Annotated in this window: 19 protein-coding genes; 11 read left to right on the forward strand and 8 right to left on the reverse strand. The window is 73.7% G+C overall.

Annotated elements, in window-relative coordinates; genetic code table 11:
- Positions 1-428 precede the first annotated feature (428 nt).
- Positions 429-1,316: an HhH-GPD family protein gene (locus AC3ET4_RS16005; protein WP_431949747.1), complete on the reverse strand. Its 888-nt coding sequence runs from the start codon at positions 1,314-1,316 to the stop codon at positions 429-431.
- A 161-nt stretch (positions 1,317-1,477) separates the two neighbouring features.
- Here AC3ET4_RS16005 and AC3ET4_RS16010 point away from each other — a divergent pair, with 161 nt between their 5' ends.
- On the forward strand, positions 1,478-2,356 hold the full coding sequence (locus tag AC3ET4_RS16010; RefSeq protein ID WP_431949749.1) for a hypothetical protein: 879 nt from the start codon (positions 1,478-1,480) through the stop codon (positions 2,354-2,356).
- Positions 2,357-2,438: 82 nt separating this feature from the next.
- Here AC3ET4_RS16010 and disA read toward each other — a convergent pair whose 3' ends face one another.
- The gene (gene disA / locus AC3ET4_RS16015) at positions 2,439-3,569 is read right to left on the reverse strand and encodes a DNA integrity scanning diadenylate cyclase DisA (protein ID WP_431949751.1); all 1,131 of its coding nucleotides are present in this window, start codon (positions 3,567-3,569) and stop codon (positions 2,439-2,441) included.
- Between the two features lie 66 nt (positions 3,570-3,635).
- Positions 3,636-5,024, reverse strand: a complete 1,389-nt coding sequence (radA, locus tag AC3ET4_RS16020) for a DNA repair protein RadA (RefSeq protein WP_431949753.1) — start codon at positions 5,022-5,024, stop codon at positions 3,636-3,638.
- A 172-nt stretch (positions 5,025-5,196) separates the two neighbouring features.
- Here radA and AC3ET4_RS16025 point away from each other — a divergent pair, with 172 nt between their 5' ends.
- Positions 5,197-6,906: a BACON domain-containing protein gene (locus AC3ET4_RS16025; protein WP_431949755.1), complete on the forward strand. Its 1,710-nt coding sequence runs from the start codon at positions 5,197-5,199 to the stop codon at positions 6,904-6,906.
- Positions 6,907-7,154: 248 nt separating this feature from the next.
- Here the strand turns inward: AC3ET4_RS16025 and AC3ET4_RS16030 are convergent, their stop codons facing one another.
- Complete coding sequence (locus tag AC3ET4_RS16030; protein WP_431949757.1) at positions 7,155-7,988, reverse strand: DUF3109 family protein; 834 nt, start codon at positions 7,986-7,988, stop codon at positions 7,155-7,157.
- 101 nt (positions 7,989-8,089) lie between these two features.
- On the opposite strand from AC3ET4_RS16030, the gene AC3ET4_RS16035 reads away from it, so the two are divergent.
- The 6 genes from AC3ET4_RS16035 to AC3ET4_RS16060 all read left to right on the forward strand — a co-directional run bounded on the left by AC3ET4_RS16035 (position 8,090) and on the right by AC3ET4_RS16060 (position 13,779).
- A complete protein-coding gene (locus AC3ET4_RS16035) occupies positions 8,090-9,028 on the forward strand; it encodes a Ppx/GppA family phosphatase (RefSeq protein WP_431949759.1) in 939 nt (312 codons plus the stop codon).
- Positions 9,029-9,219: 191 nt separating this feature from the next.
- On the forward strand, positions 9,220-10,023 hold the full coding sequence (locus tag AC3ET4_RS16040) for a sugar phosphate isomerase/epimerase family protein (protein WP_431949785.1): 804 nt from the start codon (positions 9,220-9,222) through the stop codon (positions 10,021-10,023).
- Positions 10,023-10,670: a TetR/AcrR family transcriptional regulator gene (locus tag AC3ET4_RS16045; protein ID WP_431949761.1), complete on the forward strand. Its 648-nt coding sequence runs from the start codon at positions 10,023-10,025 to the stop codon at positions 10,668-10,670. The genes AC3ET4_RS16040 and AC3ET4_RS16045 overlap by 1 nt, the downstream gene beginning before the upstream one ends.
- Positions 10,671-10,810: 140 nt before the next feature.
- The gene (gene ilvD / locus AC3ET4_RS16050; protein ID WP_431949763.1) at positions 10,811-12,664 is read left to right on the forward strand and encodes a dihydroxy-acid dehydratase; all 1,854 of its coding nucleotides are present in this window, start codon (positions 10,811-10,813) and stop codon (positions 12,662-12,664) included.
- Positions 12,665-12,746: 82 nt separating this feature from the next.
- On the forward strand, positions 12,747-12,896 hold the full coding sequence (locus tag AC3ET4_RS16055) for a hypothetical protein (protein WP_431949765.1): 150 nt from the start codon (positions 12,747-12,749) through the stop codon (positions 12,894-12,896).
- Positions 12,897-12,957: 61 nt separating this feature from the next.
- Complete coding sequence (locus tag AC3ET4_RS16060) at positions 12,958-13,779, forward strand: class I SAM-dependent methyltransferase (protein ID WP_431949767.1); 822 nt, start codon at positions 12,958-12,960, stop codon at positions 13,777-13,779.
- A gap of 149 nt (positions 13,780-13,928) precedes the next feature.
- Here the strand turns inward: AC3ET4_RS16060 and AC3ET4_RS16065 are convergent, their stop codons facing one another.
- From AC3ET4_RS16065 to AC3ET4_RS16075, 3 genes are all read right to left on the reverse strand, one after another.
- A complete protein-coding gene (locus AC3ET4_RS16065) occupies positions 13,929-14,396 on the reverse strand; it encodes a hypothetical protein (protein ID WP_431949769.1) in 468 nt (155 codons plus the stop codon).
- Between the two features lie 112 nt (positions 14,397-14,508).
- Entirely contained in the window at positions 14,509-15,999 is a 1,491-nt protein-coding gene (locus AC3ET4_RS16070; protein ID WP_431949771.1) for a SulP family inorganic anion transporter, read from the reverse strand.
- Positions 16,000-16,378: 379 nt separating this feature from the next.
- On the reverse strand, positions 16,379-16,762 hold the full coding sequence (locus AC3ET4_RS16075; protein ID WP_431949773.1) for a hypothetical protein: 384 nt from the start codon (positions 16,760-16,762) through the stop codon (positions 16,379-16,381).
- A gap of 200 nt (positions 16,763-16,962) precedes the next feature.
- Between AC3ET4_RS16075 and AC3ET4_RS16080 the strand changes: the two genes are divergently transcribed.
- The 3 genes from AC3ET4_RS16080 (at position 16,963) to proC (ending at position 19,373) form a co-directional block, all read left to right on the forward strand.
- Positions 16,963-17,763, forward strand: coding sequence for an ABC transporter ATP-binding protein (locus tag AC3ET4_RS16080; RefSeq protein WP_431949775.1), 801 nt, complete (start codon positions 16,963-16,965; stop codon positions 17,761-17,763).
- On the forward strand, positions 17,760-18,497 hold the full coding sequence (locus AC3ET4_RS16085; protein WP_431949777.1) for an ABC transporter permease: 738 nt from the start codon (positions 17,760-17,762) through the stop codon (positions 18,495-18,497). The genes AC3ET4_RS16080 and AC3ET4_RS16085 overlap by 4 nt, the downstream gene beginning before the upstream one ends.
- A 66-nt stretch (positions 18,498-18,563) precedes the next feature.
- Complete coding sequence (gene proC, locus AC3ET4_RS16090; RefSeq protein ID WP_431949779.1) at positions 18,564-19,373, forward strand: pyrroline-5-carboxylate reductase; 810 nt, start codon at positions 18,564-18,566, stop codon at positions 19,371-19,373.
- 78 nt (positions 19,374-19,451) lie between these two features.
- Here the strand turns inward: proC and trpS are convergent, their stop codons facing one another.
- The gene (gene trpS / locus AC3ET4_RS16095) at positions 19,452-20,450 is read right to left on the reverse strand and encodes a tryptophan--tRNA ligase (protein WP_431949781.1); all 999 of its coding nucleotides are present in this window, start codon (positions 20,448-20,450) and stop codon (positions 19,452-19,454) included.
- Positions 20,451-20,957: the final 507 nt, after the last annotated feature.

Genomic DNA, 20,957 nt, shown 5'->3' on the forward strand with positions numbered 1-20,957 from the left:
GGCGTCCCTCCGTCCGGCGCGCTCGATTACGACCCGGCTGACGCTACGGAGGGGATGTCCGGCTTTGACGACCGCTGCCGCACAGCGAAGCCACAGCCATCCATCGGTTGTGTAACGGGCGGGGACCGCCCGCCCGAGGGGCCGGCTTCGGGCGGCTCGCCTCCGATGCGGGCGCCCTGGACGCGGTCACCGCCGCCCCGCCCTGCGCACCGGGGTCGTCCCCACCCGCGGCGGCGATCCGCGGGCGCGCGCGAGCGCCGTGGAGCGTCCTCCTGGTCACCCGCTGGACGCGGCCGGACCGGCTGATGATTGTCGGAGCGGGGCGTCGCGGTACCGCAGGCGGAACCGCGAGGGCCCGGCTCCCCGCAAGCCCGGTGGCCGGGCCTCTTCCCGGCGCACGCGCGGCGGCCGCTGCGGCGCCGCCGCGATCAGCCGGGCAGCCGGTACAGACCGCCCTCGAGCGGTTCCACCAGGCCGTCGGCGACCAGGCCGTCCAGGGCCCGGGCGCGCTGGACGGGCTCGTGCCACACGGCGTCCAGCGCGGACTGCGGCACCGGCTTCGTGGCCTCGCGCAGCACGGCCAGCAGTCTGCCCCGGACCTGGCGGTCGGTGCCCGCGTACGTCTGGCCGCGGCGGGGCGGGCCGTCATGCGCGGGGGAGCCGGCCAGTCGCCAGGCGCACTGCCCGGCGATCGGGCAGCGCGCGCACTCGGGGCCGCGGGCCGTGCAGATCAGGGCGCCCAGTTCCATCGTGGCCGCGGCCCAGCGGGCGGCGGTGGCCTCGTCGGCGGGGAGCATCCGGTGGGCGATCCGGCGCTCAGCGGCGGTGGTGGCGTTGGGCGGGTACTCCACACCGGTCACGGCGCGCGCGAGGACCCGGCGCACATTGGTGTCCAGCACCGCGTGCCGCTGCCCGTACGCGAAGGAGGCGACCGCGGCGGCCGTGTACTCGCCGACCCCCGGGAGGGCCAGCAACTCGGCGTGGTCCGTGGGGACCCGGCCGCCGTGCTGATGGGCGATCGCGGTCGCCGCGGCGTGCAGCCGCAGCGCCCGGCGCGGATAGCCCAGCCGGCCCCAGGCGCGCACCGCCTCGCCGGGGGGATCCGCCGCGAGGTCGCCCGGCGTCGGCCAGCGCTCCAGCCACTGCCCGTACACCGGCAGGACCCGGCTGACCGGGGTCTGCTGCAGCATGAACTCGCTGACCATGACGCCCCACGCGCCCGCCTCGGGGCGGCGCCACGGCAGGTCCCGGGCGTTGTCCTCGAACCAGTCGATCACGGGCGTGTGCAGCGTGTGGTGGTCGCGCTCGTCGTCCATAGCGCCTCCGATCCTACGTCCCGCGGCCGTCACGGCGGGCAGCGCGGCCGGGTGGGGGAACTCCCCGGAACGCGGGGGAGATCTGCTGATCAATCACACAAGTCGCCAGTGTGCCGCGCGTGCCTTGGTCCGATTCAAGGGAAACCGCATAAGGTTTGCGCGTGGGCTCTGTGCGCAATCCCGTGGGACCTCTCCCGTCCTCCATCTACTGGCGGCGACGGGCGGTTGTGCTGCTCCTGCTCGCGCTGCTCACCGTCCTGGCCGTATGGGCCGTCAACTTCCGCGACGGTGGAGGGAACAGCGCCCACGGGCCGGGCGGCCGTTCACCCGTGCCGTCCATCACCCCCGGTCCGTCCGCCAGCGGACCGCTCATCAGCACCCGCCCGGGTGGTTCCGTCGGCGGTGGCGGCGACGACGGCGATGAGGCCGCGGACGGCGGCTCCGGCGACTCCGGTTCCCCGGAGGGAAGTTCGAAGGGCGCCGACTCCGGTGCCGCCGGCGGCGACTCCGAAGGCGCCACCGAAGGCGCCACAGAAGGAGGCGCGCAGGCCGGTGCCGCGGGGGCGGGCTCCTCGGGCGCCGCGGGCACGGGCGGTTCCGTGGGCGGCGACGGCGGTGCGCCGTTGCCCGCCGGCTCCTCGCTGCCGGACTGCGGGCCGGGCGTCTCGCTGAGCGTGCGCAGCACCGCCAACGCCTACGAGCCGGGCGAGCGGCCCCGGTTCACGCTGACCGCGACGAACCCCTCCACCACCGCCTGCAAGCTCGACGTCGGCCCGGACTCGGCGGTCTTCACCATCACCGACGTCGACGACCGCCATGTGTGGGCGAGCGACGACTGCCCCAAGAGCCGGGCCCCGTACCTGCTGCAGGTTCCGGCGGGCGGCTCGACCTCGTACGACGTCGAGTGGGACCGCCGGACGAGCTCTCCGAAGTGCGCCGCTCCCAAGGGCCGCAGCGCCCCCTACGGCACCTACCTGCTCGAGGTGAAGCTGCCGGGCCGCTCGGCGAAGCAGACGTCCTTCGTGCTGAAGAACGTCTGAGGGATCGTCCGGGAGGCTCCGGCACCTGCGCCCGGGGCGTGTGGCGCGGGGCGTCCGGCCGGGCGTCCCGCGCGGGCGGAGCTCAGACGTAGCGCTCCAGGATCGAGGACTCGGCGAGGCGCGAGAGGCCCTCGCGGACGGACCGCGCCCGGGCCTCGCCGACACCGTCGACCGTCTGCAGGTCGTCCACGCTCGCGGCGAGCAGCTTCTGGAGTCCGCCGAAGTGCTCGACCAGCCGCTCCACGATCGTGTTCGGCAGCCGGGGCACCTTCGCCAGCAGCCGGTACCCGCGCGGCGACACCGCGGAGTCCAGCGCCTCCGGGGAGCCCGCATACCCCAGCGCCCGCGCCACGGTCGGCAGTTCGAGCAGCTCGCCCTGGGGCAGCGCGTCCAGCTCGGTGAGCGCCTCGGTGACCGTACGGCTGCGCTTGGCCGTCGGCTCCGGCACATAGTCGCGGACGACCAGCTCGCGCTCGGGCTCGACGCCCGCGATCAGTTCGTCCAGCTGCAGCGAGAGCAGTCGGCCGTCCGTGCCCAGCTCGACCACGTACTCCGCGATCTCGGTGGCGATCCGGCGCACCATCTCCAGGCGCTGCGCGACCGCCGTGACGTCCCGGACGGTGACCAGGTCCTCGATCTCCAGGGCGGAGAGCGTGCCCGCGACCTCGTCCAGGCGCAGCTTGTAGCGTTCCAGGGTGGCCAGCGCCTGGTTGGCGCGGGAGAGGATGGCCGCCGAGTCCTCCAGGACGCGGCGCTGCCCGCCCACGTACAGGGCGATCAGTCGCATCGACTGGCTGACGGAGACCACCGGGAAGCCGGTCTGGATGGAGACCCGCTGCGCGGTGCGGTGGCGGGTGCCGGTCTCCTCGGTGGGGATCGCCGCGTCCGGCACCAGCTGGACCCCGGCACGCACGATCTTGGTGATGTCCCGGTCGAGGATGAGGGCGCCGTCGAGCTTGCACAGCTCGCGCAGCCTGGTGGCGCTGAACTCGACGTCCAGCACGAAACCGCCGGTGCACAGCGATTCGACGGTCTTGTCCATGCCCAGCACGATGAGGCCGCCGGTGTTGCCGCGCAGAACCCGCTCGAGGCCGTCCCGAAGGCCGGTGCCGGGGGCCACGGCGCTCAGGGAGGCGCGCATCAGGCCGTCACCGGCGGAGCCCTCGCGACTCCACGCCTTGCCGGGAGCTGCCGCCCGGTCGTTGGCTGCCACTGCTCTCCTCCGGTCGTACGGATGCCCGGATGGGCGAGACCAGGGCAAAGTTTACCGTCGCAAGGGTCAGGGACGTGGGGCCCTCTTGGGCAGGACGCGCAGGGCGTCCCCTATGTCCGTCACCTCCGTCACCTTCATCCCGGCCGGGATCTTCCCCGGGTCCGGCGGCACGAGGGCATGGGTGAAGCCCAGCCGGGCCGCCTCGGCGAGCCTGCGCTGCACGCCGGTGACCCTTCTGACCTCGCCCGCCAGGCCCACCTCGCCCACCGCGACCAGGTTCTTCGGCAGCGGCGTGTCGATCGCCGCGCTGGCCAGGGCGAGCGCCACCGCGAGATCGGCGGCCGGCTCCCCGAGCTTCACGCCGCCGACGGTCGCCGTGTAGATGTCCTGCTTGCCGATCGACTTGATCCGGCCGCGCTGCTCCAGCACCGCCAGCATCATCGACACCCGCGAGTTCTCCAGGCCGGAGGTCGTGCGGCGCGGCGAGGGGATCTGCGTGTCGACGGTCAGCGCCTGGACCTCGGCGACCAGCGGCCGCTTGCCCTCCAGGGTCACGGTCAGGCAGGTGCCGGGGACCGGCTCGTCGCGCCGGGTCAGGAAGAGACCGGACGGGTCGGCCAGGCCCGTGATGCCCTCGTCGTGCAGCTCGAAGCAGCCGACCTCGTCGGTGGCGCCGTAGCGGTTCTTGATGCCCCGGATCAGACGGAGGCGGGCGTGCCGGTCGCCCTCGAAGGACAGCACCACGTCCACCAGGTGCTCCAGGAGGCGCGGGCCGGCGATCGCGCCGTCCTTGGTGACGTGGCCGACCAGCAGCGTCGACATGCCGCGCTCCTTCGAGGCGCGGATCAGGGCGCCGGCGACCTCGCGCACCTGGGCCATGCCGCCGGGGGCGCCGTCGATCTCCGGGGAGGCGACCGTCTGCACCGAGTCCAGGATGAGCAGCGACGGCTTGACGTCGTCGAGGTGGCCGAGCACGGCCGACAGGTCCGTCTCGGCGGCCAGGAAGAGGTGGTCGGAGAGCGCCCCGATGCGGTCGGCGCGCAGCCGGACCTGAGAGGCGGACTCCTCGCCCGTGACGTACAGCGTCCGGGCCTGCGCGCTCGACGCCTTCGCCGCAACGTCCAGCAGGAGGGTCGACTTGCCCACCCCGGGCTCGCCGGCGAGCAGCACCACGGCCCCGGGCACCAGCCCGCCGCCCAGCACCCGGTCCAGCTCCGGGACGCCGGTGCCGCGTGCGGTGGCCTGCCGCCCGTCCACCTGGCCGATCGGCTTCGCGGGCGTGGTCACCCGGCCCGGCGCGGTCGTCCGCACCGCTGCCGCGCCCCCGTACTCCTCGACCGTCCCCCACGCCTGGCACTCGCCGCAGCGGCCGAGCCACTTGGCCGTCGTCCAGCCGCACTCCGTGCAGCGGTACGACGGACGGTCCTTGGAAGCGGGGCGGGTACGGGCAGCCATGTGCCGCACGCTATCGGGTGCCACCGACAACGCGGTGCGCTCGCCCCCTCGTCGACCTCACTCCGCAGAGTGAGCGCGGTGTGCTCTTTCGGGCGGGATCACCACCCGTTTGGGTTAAAGCCCGCCGTGATGGCAGAGGGCGTACGGGTCGTGGTCCTACCGTCACTGAGTGATGAGCAGCAGGTCTGACACGCCCTCCCAGACAACCGGCGCGCACCGCCGACACCGCGCGCCGGTGCAGCGTGGCCGCACCGCGCCGGGTGCCACCAGGTCCCCGGCGCGGCGGCCGCGCCTGCAGGGGACCCTGCCCGCGCAGCCCCCCGCCCACTACGAGCCGTATCTGGACGGGCTGTTCACCTACTGCCTCTCCGTGCTGTGCGAGCACGACTCCGCCGCCGCCGCCCTCGGCGACGTGCTGGCCGTGGCCGAGCGCCAGCGCGCCCGGCTGCGCGACCCGGAGCTGCGCAGACCCTGGCTGTACGCGCTGGCCCGCTGGGCGTGTCTGCGCACCCTGGCCGAGGGGGGCCCGGTGTCGGCGCCGGCCTCGGCGGACGTGGCCGCCCGCAGGCGCGGCGAACTGGCGGCGCTGGCCTGGCCCGAGGCGGCGGGGACCACGCCCGAGCAGCGGGAGGCACTGGAGCTCGCCGTACGGCACCAGCTGGCGCCGCACGAGGTGGCCCTGGTCGTGGGGCGGGAGCCGGACGTGACACGGGCGCTGCTGGCGCAGGCCGCCTGCGAGGTGGAGCGCACCCGGGCGGCGCTCGCCGTCGTCGAGCTCGGCAACTGCGCGGCCGTCGCCCGTCTCGCCGGTGACGCCCGGGTGCTGCTCGGTTCGGCGCTCCGCCGTGAGCTGGTCACCCACGTCGACATGTGCCCGCACTGCCGGGTCACCGCCGAGCGCGCCGTGGCCACAGGTCCCTGGCCGGGCTTGGCCACCACCGCCGCCACGGCCGTGCTGTCGACGGTCGAGGCGCCCCGCTCGGCCGCGTACGCCGCCCTGCTGCACGCCATGCGGGGCGGCATCGGACGCACCCGCCAGGGCACCCCGCGCTTCGACCGGCGCGGCTTCCCCATGGACCTGAAGGAGCGAATGGCGCGGCGGGCCCGGATGCGGCACCGCGCGGTGACCTCCACGGTGGTGGCGGCCGTCGTCGCGGCGCCGGTGCTGGCGCTGTGGGCGGCGTACCACGGTGCGCCGCTGGCCCCCGAGCACAAGGGGGAAGGCTCCCTCAGCGCCGGAGAGGGCATCGACGGCGAGCAGTACGAGAAGGCCGGTGTCGCGGGCGCCGCCGAGCGCGGGCGCTCCCATCGCGGAGGCCAGGGCCGTCTGTCGGTCTCCGTCGCCTCCGCCGCCCCCTCGGCGTCCACCGCCGGCCCCGCGTCCGCCTCGGCCGGCGCCCCTGGCTCGGCCTCGCCGTCCGGCGCCACCGCCGAGGGCGAGGACGGCGGCGACCGCTCGGCGCCCCGACGCGGCCGGCTGCTCGTGGAGGCCCGCTCGCGCGGTCAGCACACCGTCGTCATCCTCCGGGCCGAGGGCGACGCGCCGGTCCGCTGGAGGGCGGCCACCTCCGAGCCGTGGCTGCGGCTCAGCCGCTACCACGGCAGGCTGCGCCCGGGAGAGAGCATGACGCTGATCGTCTCCGTGGACCGCTCACGCGAGCCGGTCGGGGCCTGGACGGCGCGGATCTGGTTCGACCCGTCGGGCGCGGTCGTCACGATCGAGGGGAGGGGGAAGCCGCAGCCGCCGCCCCCGGAGCCCTCGCCGACGCCCTCGGCCTCGGCCCCCGATCCCTCACCGAGCGACCCGCCGAGCCAGAGCCTCCCGTCCTCCCCGCCGCCGCCCGCCGAGGGGGACGGGAGCGAGGAAGAGGGTCAGCGATAAGAGGCCGCGCGGACAGGCGGGCCGGCGTCGGGGGTCGACGGCTCTCGCCTGGCGGCGTTGTCGTCGGTCGCCGCAGCTCCGCTGCGTCTCCCTTCTCCGCCTTGCCCGGCTCGGCCCTCGACCCGCTCCTTTCTCCACCCCGCCTATCAGGCGGCACGCGACGTGCCGCCTCAGGAGCCGCGACCTCTCAGGGAGAGGGCCGGCAACAGGGTGCGGGTGTCTCGCGGGCCGGCGGCGTCGCGGAGCCGTCAGAGGCCCTCGTCCACCCCCCGGGGCGCCTCCGGGGCCGGATCAGCGGGGTCGGCGGGATGCGGGGCGATCGGCAGCAGCGAGGCGAGCCGCTGCTCGCACAGCTCGACCAACCGGTCGTAGGCCTGCGCTCCCATCAACTCCGTGAGCTCCGCCCGGTACGAGACATAGACCGGTTCGCCCGCGCCGTGCGCGGACCGCGCGCCGGTGCACCACCAGTGCAGGTCGTGGCCGCCCGGGCCCCAGCCGCGCCGGTCGTACTCGCCGATAGAGATCATCAGCACCCGTGTGTCGTCGGGGCGGTCCACCCAGTCGTAGGTACGCCGGATCGGCAGCTGCCAGCACACGTCCGGCTTGGTCTCCAGCGGCTCGCGGCCCTCCTTCAGCGCCAGCGTGTGCAGCGCGCAGCCGGCGCCGGCCGGGAAACCGGGGCGGTTGAGGAAGACGCAGGCCCCCTGGTGCCGCCGGGTCTGCCGGTCGCCGTCCTCGTTGACCTCCGTCCAGCCCTCCGCCTCGCCGACCGCTTGGAACTGCCACAGCTCCGGGGTGAGCCGCTCCACGTGCCCGGCGACGCGTTTCTCGTCGTCGTCGTCCGAGAAGTGCGCGCCGAGGGTGCAGCAGCCGTCGCTGGCCCGGCCCGCCTCGATGCCCTCGCAGCCGCGGCCGAAGACGCAGTTCCACCGTGAGGTGAGCCACGTCAGGTCGCACCGGAAGACCTGCTCCTCGTCCGCCGGATCGGCGAACTCCACCCACGCGCGCGGGAAGTCGAGCCCGACCTCGTCGGACACGTCCGGGTGATGCCGCCGCTTCGTCGCCTTTTTCGCCTTCGCCACGATGTCAGGGTAAGCACGTGAGGCTTCTCGAGTGGTCACCCGCGCACGTCCCGATACCCCGCATGTCTTCGCACCGGCCCCGGCGCAGTAGCGTTCCGGGCATGAGACTCGGGGTCCTCGACGTGGGTTCGAATACCGTCCACCTGCTGGTCATGGACGCGCATCCCGGCGCGCGTCCCCTCCCGGCGTACTCCCACAAGGCGGAGCTGCGGCTCGCGGAGCTGCTGGACGAGGACGGCGCGATCCGCGAGGACGGCGTGCGGCGGCTGATCGCCCAGGTCGCCGAGGCCCTGGTCGTCGCCGAGGACAAGGGTGTCGAGGACGTCCTGCCGTTCGCCACCAGCGCGGTGCGCGAGGCTGCCAACGGCGAGCAGGTGCTCGCCCGGGTCGCCGCCGAGACGGGGGTCAATCTGACCGTGCTGTCCGGGGAGGACGAGGCACGGCTCACCTTCCTCGCCGCGCGCCGCTGGTTCGGCTGGTCCTACGGCCGGTTGTTCATGCTGGACATCGGCGGCGGTTCCCTCGAGATCGCGTACGGCATGGACGAGGACCCGGACGCCGCCGTCTCCCTGCCGCTCGGCGCCGGCCGGCTCACCAGCGGCTGGCTCCCCGGCGACCCGCCCGCCGCCGAGGACGTGCGCGTCCTGCGCAAGCACGTGCGGGCCGAGGTCGCCCGTACCGTCGCGGAGTTCAGTCGCCTCGGCGCGCCCGACCACGTGGTGGGCACTTCCAAGACCTTCAAGCAACTGGCCCGGATCGCGGGCGCGGCACGCTCCGCCGACGGCCCGTACGCGCGGCGCACACTCAGCCGCACGTCGTTGGAGGAGTGGGTGCCGCGGCTGGCCGCCATGACCGAGAGCGCCCGGCGGGAGCTCCCCGGCGTGTCGGAGGGCCGGGCCCGCCAGCTGCTGGCCGGGGCGCTGGTCGCGGACGCGGCGATGGACCTGTTCGGGGTCGCCGAACTGGAGGTCTGTCCCTGGGCGCTGCGCGAGGGCGTCATCCTGCGCCGTCTGGATCTGATGGCGGGCGCCCGCGGCTGAGGAGGGGCCCCTGCCTGTGGCGAGGGCCCGCTTGTCCGTGGCGCCGCGCGCCGCCGCCGCCGTCCGCCGCCGTCAAACCCGCGTGTCGATCGCGTCACGTCGCCCGGGTACGGTGTGCCGTTCGGCCGACCCGCCGCCGTACGCTGTTCCCCGTGGCAGCCCCTGACCCTGTGGACCCGAACGGACACACCGTGCGCGTACCGGACGCGAAGGTCGCGCTGTCCACGGCCTCCGTCTACCCGGAGTCCACGGCGACGGCCTTCGAGATCGCGTCCCGGCTGGGCTACGACGGCGTCGAGGTGATGGTGTGGACCGACCCGGTCAGCCAGGACATCGAGGCACTGCGTCGACTGTCCGACTACCACGCCATCCCGATCCTGGCGGTGCACGCCCCCTGCCTGCTGATCACCCAGCGGGTCTGGTCGACCGACCCGTGGGTGAAGCTGCAGCGGGCCCGCGCGGCGGCGGAGAAGCTGGGCGCCTCGACCGTGGTCGTCCACCCGCCCTTCCGCTGGCAGCGCAGCTACGCGCGGGAGTTCGTCGCCGGCATCTGGCGGATGGCGGACGAGACCGACGTCCGGTTCGCCGTCGAGAACATGTACCCGTGGCGCTACCGCGACCGGGAGATGCTCGCGTACGCCCCCGACTGGGACCCGACCAAGGACGACTACCGGCACTTCACCATCGACCTGTCGCACACCGCGACGGCCAGGACCGAGACGCTGGAGATGCTCGACCGCATGGGCGACCGGCTCGGCCACGTCCACCTGGCCGACGGCAGCGGCTCCGGCAAGGACGAGCACCTGGTGCCCGGCCGCGGCAAGCAGCCCTGCGCGCAGGTGCTGGAGGGCCTGGCCGCGCGCGGCTTCGACGGGCACGTGGTGATCGAGGTCAACACCCGGCGCGCGATGTCGGCCGCCGAGCGTGAGGCGGACCTCGCCGAAGCGCTGGCCTTCACCCGGCTGCACCTGGCGGCGGCCGCCCGGGCGCGCTGATGGCCCCGGAAGCCGAAGGCACGGACAGGCGAGGCCGCGGCCGCCCCGCCGGGAGACGCTCGGGCACCGTCGAGACCCGCGACCGCATCCTCGCCGCGGCCCGCCAGGAGTTCGCCGCCCGCGGCTACGACGCGACCTCCGTCCGCTCCATCGCCAAAGCCGCGGGCGTGGACCCGGCGCTGGTCCACCACTACTTCGGGGCCAAGGAGCAGGTTTTCGCCGCCGCCACCGAGGTGAGCTTCGAGCCCGCGTTCAGCGTTCCGGACGTCCTCGCGGGCGGCCTCGAGGGCGTGGGGGAGCGGCTGGCCCGTTCCTTCGTCTCCGTCTGGGAGAACCCCGCCACGCGGGCCCCCATGCTGGCGATCGTCCGTTCCGCGGTGACCAACGACACGGCCGCGGGCGTGCTGCGCGGCATCATCCTGCGGCGTCTGCTGGAGCGCGTCGCCTCGGAGCTGAGGGTCCCCGACCCTCGGCTGCGCGCGGAACTCGCGGGCGCCCAGATGCTCGGCATGGCGATGATGCGCTACGTCATCAAGATCGAGCCGTTGGCGTCGGCGGACATCGAGGAGGTCGTCGCGCTCGTCGCGCCGACGCTCCAGCGCTATCTGACCGACCCGGGACCGGTCGTGGGACCCGCCACCGGCTGAGCCGGGCGCCACGGCGGCGCACCGGTCGGCGGCATCCACAGCGTGGACTCGCCGTCCGGAATACGGACACACCGCCGCTCGGCGGGGCCGAAGGCGTAGGCTCGAAGGCTCCAAGGATGGAAACGTAGGGAGTGGTCCCCGTGCCCGAGCTGAGGTCCCGCACCGTCACCCACGGCCGCAACATGGCAGGCGCCCGCGCCCTCATGCGGGCCTCGGGCGTAGCGAGCGAGGACATCGGCAAGCCGATCATCGCGGTGGCCAACAGCTTCACGGAGTTCGTGCCCGGCCACACCCACCTGCAGCCCGTCGGCCGTATCGTCAGCGAAGCGATCAAGGCCGCGGGCGCCGTGCCGCGCGAGTTCAACACGATCGCCGTCGACGACGGCATCGCCATGGGCCACGGCGGCATGCTCTACTCGCTGCCCTCCCGCGACCTGATCGCCGACTCCGTCGAGTACATGGTCGAGGCGCACTGCGCCGACGCGCTGATCTGCATCTCCAACTGCGACAAGATCACTCCGGGCATGCTGATGGCGGCCCTGCGCCTCAACATCCCCACCGTCTTCGTCTCCGGCGGACCCATGGAGGCCGGCCGGGCCACCCTCGTCGACGGCACGGTCCGCACCCTCGACCTGATCGACGCGATCGCCGACGCCGTCAACGACAAGGTCCACGACGAGGACATCCTGCGCATCGAGGAGAACGCCTGCCCCACCTGCGGCTCGTGCTCGGGCATGTTCACCGCCAACTCGATGAACTGCCTCACCGAGGCGATCGGCCTGTCCCTGCCCGGCAACGGCTCGGTCCTGGCCACGCACACCGCCCGCAAGGGCCTCTACGAGGACGCCGCCCGCACGGTGGTCGACCTCACCCGCCGCTACTACGAGCAGGACGACGAGTCCGTCCTGCCGCGCTCCATCGCCACCTTCGCGGCCTTCGAGAACGCCATGGCCCTCGACATCGCCATGGGCGGCTCCACCAACACGATCCTCCACCTGCTCGCCGCGGCCCAGGAGGCCGGCGTCCCCTTCGGCCTGACCGACATCGACGCCGTCTCGCGCCGGGTGCCGTGCCTGGCCAAGGTCGCGCCCAACGTCGCGAAGAACCGCACGTACTACATGGAGGACGTGCACCGCGCCGGCGGCATCCCCGCCCTGCTGGGCGAGCTCCACCGCGGCGGTCTGCTCAACGAGGACGTCCACGCCGTCCACTCCCCGTCCCTCGCCGACTGGCTCAAGACCTGGGACGTCCGCGGCGGCTCCCCCTCCGCCGAGGCGGAGGAGCTCTGGCACGCCGCCCCCGGCTGCGTCCGTTCCGCCGAGGCCTTCTCCCAGTCCGAGCGCTGGGAGGCCCTCGACCTGGACGCCGCGGAGGGCTGCATCCGCTCCGTGGAGCACGCCTATTCCAAGGACGGCGGCCTCGCCGTGCTCCACGGCAACCTCGCCGTGGACGGGTGCGTGGTGAAGACCGCCGGCGTCGACGAGTCCATCTGGACCTTCGAGGGCCCGGCCGTGGTCTGCGAGTCCCAGGAGGAGGCCGTCGACAAGATCCTCCGCAAGGAGGTCAAGGAGGGCGACGTCGTCGTCATCCGCTACGAGGGCCCCAAGGGCGGCCCCGGCATGCAGGAGATGCTCTACCCCACCTCATTCCTCAAGGGCCGAGGCCTCGGCAAGGCCTGCGCCCTCGTCACCGACGGCCGCTTCTCCGGCGGCACCTCGGGCCTGTCCATCGGCCACGCCTCCCCCGAGGCGGCCTCCGGCGGCACGATCGCGCTGGTGGAGGACGGGGACCGCATCCGCATCGACATCCCCGGCCGCAGCATCGAACTCCTCGTCCCCGAGGAGGAACTTGCCGCCCGCCGCACCGCCCTCGACGGCGTCTACGCCCCCCGGGCCCGCGACCGCAAGGTCTCCCTGGCGCTCAGGGCCTACGCGGCCATGGCCACCAGCGCCGACAAGGGCGCCGTCCGCGACGTCTCGAAGCTCGAGCGCTGAGCCAGGGCCCTCGCCGGCTCGAGGTGCGCACCGGACCCGGCGCCAGCTATCAGATCGTCAGGACCTGCCGCACGACGCCAAGGTGCGGATCTTCTGCCTGACGCCGGGTGAGACGGTCAGCGGCCACTACGGCACGTCGAGCGTCCGGGACCGCGCCGGTCCCGGCCAGCACCTCTCCGACGCCTATGTGCACACGGGCAGCGACGGCTACGTCGCCGGGCGCTGCGGATGATCGATACCTGACCGAGCCGCCCGGTGGGTCGCGCCCGCGTCCCACGGGAAGAACAGAACGCATGACCACACAGCCGGCTCACCGCGTGCTCGCCCGCTCCTTCAACGCCGTCGCCGCGCAGTACGCCGCGGCCCGCCCCGGTTATCCCGGAGAGCTGTTCCACGCCGTCGAGGAGATCAGCGGCCGGTCCTTCGCCGGGGCCACGGTCCTGGACGTGGGGGCCGGGACGGGGATCGCCACGGCGCTGATACGGGCCCGCGGGGCGCATGTGACGGCCGTGGAGCCCGGGGAGGGGATGGTCCGGCAGCTTCGGGCGGGGCATCCGGACGTGCCGCTCGTGCGCGGGGACGGGGACGCGCTGCCGTTCGCGTCCGAGGTGGCGGACTTTGTGACGTACGCCCAGGCATGGCACTGGACGGACCCGGCCAGGTCCTCCCCCGAGGCGGCGCGGGTGCTGCGCCCGGGCGGTGCGCTGGCGCTGTGGTGGAACGTGCCGGACACCGGCGTCCCCTGGGTCGGGGAGCAGGAGGAGCGGCTGTCCCGTGCGGTCCCCCGCTACCACGACAACGGCCTGACGGGGCCGGCGGAGGACATCCTCCGCTCGCTCGGCACCCGCTTCGGCATGCGCACCGAGTCGCGGGTGCTCCCCTGGACGCGCACCGTCGCGCTGGACACGCACCTGGCGATGCTCGGCAGCCGGTCCTACTTCGCCGTGCTCGACCCGGATGCCGCGCGCCGCATCCTCGAGAAGGAGCGGCGCGCGCTGCTGGCGCTCTTCCCGGACGGGCAGGTGGTCGAGCCCTACAAGGTCGACCTCACGGTGGCGGTCAAGGCCCGCCGCGCGAAGGACCGGCGGACGAAGGACCACCGGACAAGGGCCTGACACGCGCGGGGGACGGGGCGGGCGGGACAGGCCGGCTGGGCAGGTCGGCGGGACCGGTCGGCCCGGATGAAGTACCCGGGCCCCGAACGCGGCCGAGGAGCAAGGCCACAGGCGGCACACGGGCGGCCTCACCGCGGCCACCACCCCGCCTACCCGGGGCGCCGCCTTCCCGCCACCGAACCGACGACGCCGACCACGCCCGCGACGAGGGCTCCTCGCCACAGGCCGTCCCAGACGCTGCCGAAGAGCCCCTCCGAGGTCAGGACCTGGCGCATCACGACATCGGCGACGAGCAGCATGCCCGCCGGCACCAGCGCGACGCGCCACGGGTGGGCGGCAGCCCAGCGCCGCAGGCGGCGGTCGGCCCGGGGGCCGCGGCCGGTCACCGCGCCGGCGCCGCCGACGAGGAAGAAGAGCATCAGCGCGACGGACACGGCCGCCGCGACGACGCCGAGCCCGAAGTCACCGCCCAGCGCGGAGGCGGCGAGGGAGACCCCACCGCCGATCGCGCCGACGGCTGCCGCCGGACGCCAGGGCCCCAGGGTGGCCGAGGCCACCGCGAGCTGCCGCTTCTCGGCTCCGGTCACGTCCTTGGATGCATCGGTAGAACGCCTCATTGGGCCACGGTCACTCTCCGGCGCCTGTCCGGCCATAGGGGATGACCCTGAGACGGCCCGGAACCGCGAGCCAGGGGCGACGCCCTGTGCCGCCCGGTCCCGGGCCGCCGCCTCACACCCGTGCGCCCTGCACCCGGACCGGTGTCACCCCCTCCTCGTTGTGCCGCTCGGCCCAGCCGAGCAGGGCCATGCCGCAGGCGTGGTCGAGGTGCCGCAACCGGCGCAGGTCCAGCTCCATCGGTCGATCGCGGGGCAGCGCCTCCAACTGCTCCAGCAGCTTGGGCAGTCGCAGGAACGTCGCGTTGCCCAGGACGCGGACGACGACGGGACCCTCGCCCCTGTCGTCGATCTCCACATGGGTCTGCGATGTCTCCCAGGCCGCCTTGACCACAGCCGTCAGCAGACCGATGAGCACCCCCTCGAACATGTTGGTGGCCACGATGCCCGTAGCGGTGACGACCAGGACGACGACCTCGCCCCGGTGCTCGCGCCACAGCGGCACGATCTCCTTCACCGGTACGAGCTTCCAGCCCGCGTGCACCAGCACACCGGCCAGCGCGGCCACCGGGATGACCCCGAGCGCGCCGGGCAGCAGCGCCGCGAACAACAGCAGCCACACGCCGTGCAGCACGCGCGCCGCCTTCGTGCGGGCGCCCGCCTGCACGTTGGCGGAGCTGCGTACGATCACCGCCGTCATCGGCAGGGCCCCGAGCGCTCCGCAGACGGTGTTGCCGGCGCCCTGCGCGATGAGTTCCTTGTCGTAGTCCGTCCGCGGCCCGTCGTGCAGCCGGTCCACGGCGGCGGCGCTGAACAGGCTCTCGGCGGAGGCGATCAGCGTGAAGGCCAGCGCGGTGCCGATCATGGACAGGCTCGCCAGCCCCGCGAACTGCTCGGCGCCCGGCGGCTGGACGACGTCGAGCAGTCCGGCCACCTCGACGCGCTCGACGGGCAGGGCGAACAGCACGGCCGCGCCTGTCGCCAGCGCGACCGCCGCGAGCGGCCCCGGCAGCAGCCGTGCGGCACGGGGGATGCGGGGCCACAGGACGAGGACCGCGATCGTGCCGCCGCCGACGGCCAGCGCGGTGAGCGCCGTGGGCGAGGCGAGGGTGCCGGCGACCAGTCCGGGCAGTCCGGCGATCTTCGCCGGACCTCCGGCCGGCGCCGCCGTGTCGGTGAGCGCGTAGACCTGTCCGGCGATCAGCACGAGTCCGATGCCGGCCAGCATGCCCTGGACGACGGCGACGGAGATGGCCCGGAACCAGCGGCCCAGCCGGAGCACGCCCATGGCGAGCTGGAGCGCGCCGGCGCAGAGCACGAGCACGCCCAGCGAGGTCAGGCCGTATTCCTGGACCGCCTCGTAGACCAGGACGGTCAGTCCGGCGGCGGGGCCGGACACCTGGAGGCTGCTGCCGGGGAGGAACCCGGCCACCAGGCCCCCGGCGACACCCGTGACCAGACCGAGTTCGGCCGGCACTCCGGAGGCGACGGCGACGCCCACGCACAGCGGCAGGGCGACGAGGAAGACGACGAGCGAGGCGGTGACGTCGGCGCGCAGTGACTCCGGGCTGGGCAGTCGCGACACGGCGCGGATGAGGCGACTCACCGGACGGGCGCGGGATCGAGGGAGCCGCGGATGGGCCGGGCGGCTGGTGGCGGGAGGGCGGGACAAGCGGCGGGGAACGGGGGGATGAAGTCCTGCATCAGGGGGTCCTCCAGGGCGCCCCGCGCCGGGTGTGGCGCGGGACGTACGTGGTCGAGCAGTGTGGGGGTCGGTCTCCCGGACCGTGAACGCCGCGTACGGACGCGTGCGTGCGTGTACGGACGCGGCGTTCGCACCGACCCGGCGCGGGCGCGGACCGGGGCGGGGCCCGGGCCGAGGACGGCAGCCGCGGCCGGCGGGCCAGGGCAGCCGCCAGGCCGTGCGCCTCAGCAGCGGCACGGGCAGCGGACGGGCCATGGGATTCCGGAGGCGCTCCGGATCCTCAGACGGGTATCGCCTGCCGTGCGAACAGAGGCTCCGTGGTGGTGGCGGACGTCCGGCCGACCTCCACCGGACCCTTGCCGGCGGCGACGGCGACGGCGACGGCGACGGCGGCGACGGCGGTGGCGGCGGCGGTGGCGGCGCTGGAGCCCGTCCGGGTACACCTGCGCGTCGCGCCGTCCCGCGGCGCGGGTGCCGGAGCCGCGGCGCTCGCCGTCCCGGGCGGCGCCACGCGTATGCCGCTGCCTCCGCGCCCTCCTGCGAGGCGGCTTCCGGCCGGGGGCTCCGAGAGCGCCATCGTCGTGTCCGCTCCGCGACCGGAGGCGGTAAGGGGATCGGCGGCGCGGCCTATCGCCGCGAACGAGGAGGGCAGCAGTGCCGCCACGACGGCGACAGGACGCGCAACTCCCTTGGCCGATAGCACAAGTGCCCCCGTTCCGATGTGTAGCCGCCCTTCAATGTGCGCAGACAGCCACTCCATTTTGCAAGCTCTTTAGGTAAACGGAGCGTAAATGGTCCGTCACTCGGACGGAGGGATCCACCCCCTCTTGACGCCCCGACGCGCGCCGCAGCATTATTCATCGCATGATGAATAAACTCGAGGACGCCGTCGAACGGAACCGGGACCCAGGCCCCGGACCAGCAGTGCACGCCCGCGAGCTCACCGTCGTCCGCGGTGGCCGCACCGTCCTCGGCGCCCTGGAGTTCACCATCCCCCGAGGCCGGATCACCGGCCTGCTCGGACCGAGCGGCTGCGGGAAGTCCACTCTCATGCGCGCCGTCGTCGGCACCCAGGCGGCCGTCACCGGCACCCTCGACGTCCTCGGTCTGCCCGCCGGCCACCGAGAGCTGCGTCCCCGCGTCGGCTATGTGACCCAGGCCGCCTCTGTCTACCGGGACCTGACGGTCCGCCAGAACCTCGCCTACTTCGCCGCCGTCCTCGGCGGCGACGCGCCCGACCACGTCGAACGCGTCATCGCCGACGTCGGCCTGGCCTCCCACGCCACCGCCCTCGCGGGCAACCTCTCCGGAGGACAGCTGGGCCGCGTCTCCCTCGCCGTGGCCCTGCTCGGTACCCCGGAACTGCTCGTGCTCGACGAACCCACCGTCGGCCTCGACCCCGTCCTGCGGCGCGACCTGTGGGAGCTCTTCCGTCGCCTCGCCGCCGAACAGGGCGCCGCCCTCCTCGTCTCCAGCCACGTCATGGACGAGGCCGAACGGTGCGACGAGCTGCTCCTCATGCGCGACGGCCGCGTGCTCGCCCAGGGCGCCCCCGCGGAGCTGCGCGCCCGCACCGGCGCCTCCACCGTCGAGCAGGCCTTCCTCCGCCTCGTCGACGAGGCCGCCGGCACGCTGCCCCACCAGGCCGAGGAGGCAGTCCGATGAGCATCCGCCGCACCCTCGCCACCACCCGCCGGGTACTGCTGCAACTGCGCCACGACCCGCGCACCATCGCCTTGATGCTGGTCGTGCCCTGCGTCCTGCTGACCCTGTTGTCCTGGGTCTACGACAGCGCCCCCCGCACCTTCGACACCGTCGGCGCGTCGCTGCTGGGCATCTTCCCCCTCATCACGATGTTCCTGGTCACCTCGATCGCGACGCTGCGCGAACGCACCTCCGGCACGCTGGAGCGCCTGCTGTCCATGCCGCTGGGCAAGGGCGACCTGCTGGCCGGGTACGCCCTCGCCTTCGGCGCCGTCGCCGTCGTCCAGGCCGCCCTCGCCACCGGTCTCGCCGTCCTGGCGCTCGGACTCGACGTCGCCGGCTCCGCCTGGCTGCTGCTCCTGGTGGCCCTCGCCGACGCCTTCCTGGGCACCGCCCTCGGGTTGTTCGTCAGCGCCTTCGCGGCCGGCGAGTTCCAGGCCGTGCAGTTCATGCCCGCCGTGCTGCTGCCGCAGATCCTGCTCTGCGGACTGCTCATGCCGCGCGACCGGATGCAGCCGGTGCTGGAGGCCGTCTCCAATGTCCTGCCCATGTCGTACGCCGTCGACGGGATGCAGGAGGTGCTCACCCACACCGGCGTCACCGGCGACTTCGTCCGCGACATCGCCGTCGTCGCCGGCAGCGCCGCCCTCGCCCTCGCCCTCGGGGCGGCCACGCTCCGCCGCCGCACCGTCTGATCCCGCCCGGGTGACCGCACCGTGGACGGCACGGCCTCCGGGCCGCCACGGTGCGAGGATGGCCGCATGACGCAGAAAGTCGCTGTGCTCGGCACCGGCAAGATCGGTGAGGCCCTCCTGTCGGGCATGCTCCGTGCCGGCTGGAAACCGGAGAACCTGCTGGTCACCGCCCGCCGCCCGGCCCGCGCCGAGGAGCTGCGCGCCCGCTACGGCGTCGAACCGGTCTCCAACGAGGAGGCGGCCAAGGCCGCCGACACCCTCATCCTCGCCGTCAAGCCCCAGGACATGTCCGCCCTCCTGGAGGAGCTCGCCCCGCACGTCGCCGCCGACCGCCTGATCATCAGCGCCGCGGCCGGCGTCCCCACCTCCTTCTTCGAGGAGCGCCTCGCGGACGGCATCGCCGTCGTCCGCGTCATGCCCAACACCCCGGTGCTGGTCGACGAGGGCATGTCCGTCATCTCCGCCGGGAGCCACGCGGCGGAGGAGCACCTGCTGCGCACCGAGGAGATCTTTCAGCCGGTCGGCAAGACCCTGCGCATCCCCGAGTACCAGCAGGACGCCGCCACAGCCCTCTCCGGCTCCGGGCCCGCGTACTTCTACTACCTGGTCGAGGCCATGACCGACGCCGGCATCCTCCTCGGCCTGCCGCGCGCCCAGGCCCACGACCTCATCGTGCAGTCCGCGATCGGCGCCGCCGTGATGCTCCGCGACAGCGGCGAGCACCCCGTGAAACTCCGCGAGGCCGTCACATCCCCCGCGGGCACCACCATCAACGCCATCCGCGAGCTCGAGAAGCACGGCGTGCGCCACGCCCTGATCGCCGCCCTGGAAGCCGCCCGCGACCGCAGCCGCGAACTGGCCTCCGGCGACGGCTGACCCGCCCAAGGGAGCGGAGCCGGCGGGCCGCTGCCCGCCGGCAGGGGCCCGCCGCCCCCTCGCGGGGCCCGCGGGAGGTCAGCCCGCCGGCAGCAGCCCGATCGCCCGGTAGGCCGCGTCCACCGTCGGCCGGGCCAGCGCCCGCGCCCGTTCGGCGCCGTCCCTGAGCACCCCGTCCACGTACCCGGGGTCGGCCACCAGCTCCGCGTGCCGCTCCCGCAGCGGCCGCAGCTCCTCCACGACGGCCTCGGCCGTGTCCTTCTTCAGAGCGCCGTACGAGTCGTACCCGGCCGCGAGGTCCTGCGGCGGACGGCCGGTGCACGCCGAGAGGATCTCCAGCAGATTCGCCACCCCGGGCCGAGCCTGCGGCTCGTACGCCACGTCCCGCCCGCTGTCGGTCACCGCCCGCAGCACCTTCCTGCGGACGACCTCCGGCTCGTCGAGCAGATAGACGATCCCCGGACCGGTGTCCTCCGACTTCCCCATCTTCGACTCCGGCTCCTGCAGGTTCATCACCCGTGCCCCCACCGGCGGCAGCACCGCCCGGGGGACGGTGAACACACGCCCATAGCGGTGGTTGAACCGCACCGCCAGATCCCGCGTCAGCTCCACGTGCTGCGCCTGGTCGTCGCCGACCGGCACCTCGTCCGCCCCGTACGCCAGGATGTCCGCCGCCATGAGCACGGGATACGTCAGCAAGGACAGCCGCACACTCCCGCCCCGCCGCTGCTCCCTGGCCGCCTTCTCCTTGTACTGCACCATCCGCCGCATCTCGCCGTCGGTGGCGGTGCATTCGAGGAGGTACGCCAGCCGGGTGTGCTCGTCCACATGGCTCTGTACGAAGAGCGTGCACAGCCGGGGGTCGAGGCCGGCCGCCAGCAGCAGCGTCGCCGCCTGCCGGCTCAGCCGCCGTACGCGGGCCGGATCGTGCTCCACCGTGAGCGCGTGCAGGTCGACGACGCAGAACAGCGACTCGGCGCGGTGCTGGTCCACAGCCGCCCATTGCCGCACGGCGCCCAGGTAGTTGCCCAGGGTCAGGTGCCCCGTCGGCTTGATCCCGCTGAAGACCCTCGTCATCGGTGTTTCCTCCCGGCTGTGGGACCGCCGCGGTCGGCGAGCCGGAGCAGAAACACGTACGGCCGCCGAAGCGGCGGCCGTTGGATGCATGCGCTGCGCGTCGGCCGCCGTCAGGCGGCCCACCACAGGTACGAGTGCGCATGCTCGGTCATGCCTCGAAGGTAGCCCGCAAACCTGTTGACGGCCACAGGTTTGAAGCACCGTAGGGCGTGGTGTAGTGTTCCCTAGCTGCCTCGGACGGGTCACCCCTCCAGAGGCGGCCACTCACGCCACCTGGCGCACACCACTACTGCACGACATCCCTCCGGGGACGATTTCGGCGTGCCGAAATCCGAACCGAATGGCTCGATTATGAGCCGCCGAGGAAAGCCGCTAAAGTAGTGGACACGCCGGAAGGCGCGAAAGGAAAAACCCCGCTGACTGGGGATCAGGACGGAAACGGTCTGATAGAGTCGGAAAAGCCGGAAAGCGAAAGCCGGAAGGCGGAACCCCCTCCAGGGGGTGGCA

The sequence above is a fragment of the Actinacidiphila sp. bgisy167 genome (genome assembly GCF_057707665.1).

Coding starts and splice junctions, on each gene's coding strand:
- AC3ET4_RS16005 (WP_431949747.1), bottom strand. CDS start 1,316: ATGGACGACGAGCGCGACCACCACACGCTGCACACGCCCGTGATCGAC.
- radA (WP_431949753.1), bottom strand. CDS start 5,024: ATGGCTGCCCGTACCCGCCCCGCTTCCAAGGACCGTCCGTCGTACCGC.
- AC3ET4_RS16025 (WP_431949755.1), top strand. CDS start 5,197: ATGAGCAGCAGGTCTGACACGCCCTCCCAGACAACCGGCGCGCACCGC.
- AC3ET4_RS16035 (WP_431949759.1), top strand. CDS start 8,090: ATGAGACTCGGGGTCCTCGACGTGGGTTCGAATACCGTCCACCTGCTG.
- AC3ET4_RS16045 (WP_431949761.1), top strand. CDS start 10,023: ATGGCCCCGGAAGCCGAAGGCACGGACAGGCGAGGCCGCGGCCGCCCC.
- AC3ET4_RS16060 (WP_431949767.1), top strand. CDS start 12,958: ATGACCACACAGCCGGCTCACCGCGTGCTCGCCCGCTCCTTCAACGCC.
- AC3ET4_RS16065 (WP_431949769.1), bottom strand. CDS start 14,396: ATGAGGCGTTCTACCGATGCATCCAAGGACGTGACCGGAGCCGAGAAG.
- AC3ET4_RS16080 (WP_431949775.1), top strand. CDS start 16,963: ATGATGAATAAACTCGAGGACGCCGTCGAACGGAACCGGGACCCAGGC.
- AC3ET4_RS16085 (WP_431949777.1), top strand. CDS start 17,760: ATGAGCATCCGCCGCACCCTCGCCACCACCCGCCGGGTACTGCTGCAA.
- proC (WP_431949779.1), top strand. CDS start 18,564: ATGACGCAGAAAGTCGCTGTGCTCGGCACCGGCAAGATCGGTGAGGCC.
- trpS (WP_431949781.1), bottom strand. CDS start 20,450: ATGACGAGGGTCTTCAGCGGGATCAAGCCGACGGGGCACCTGACCCTG.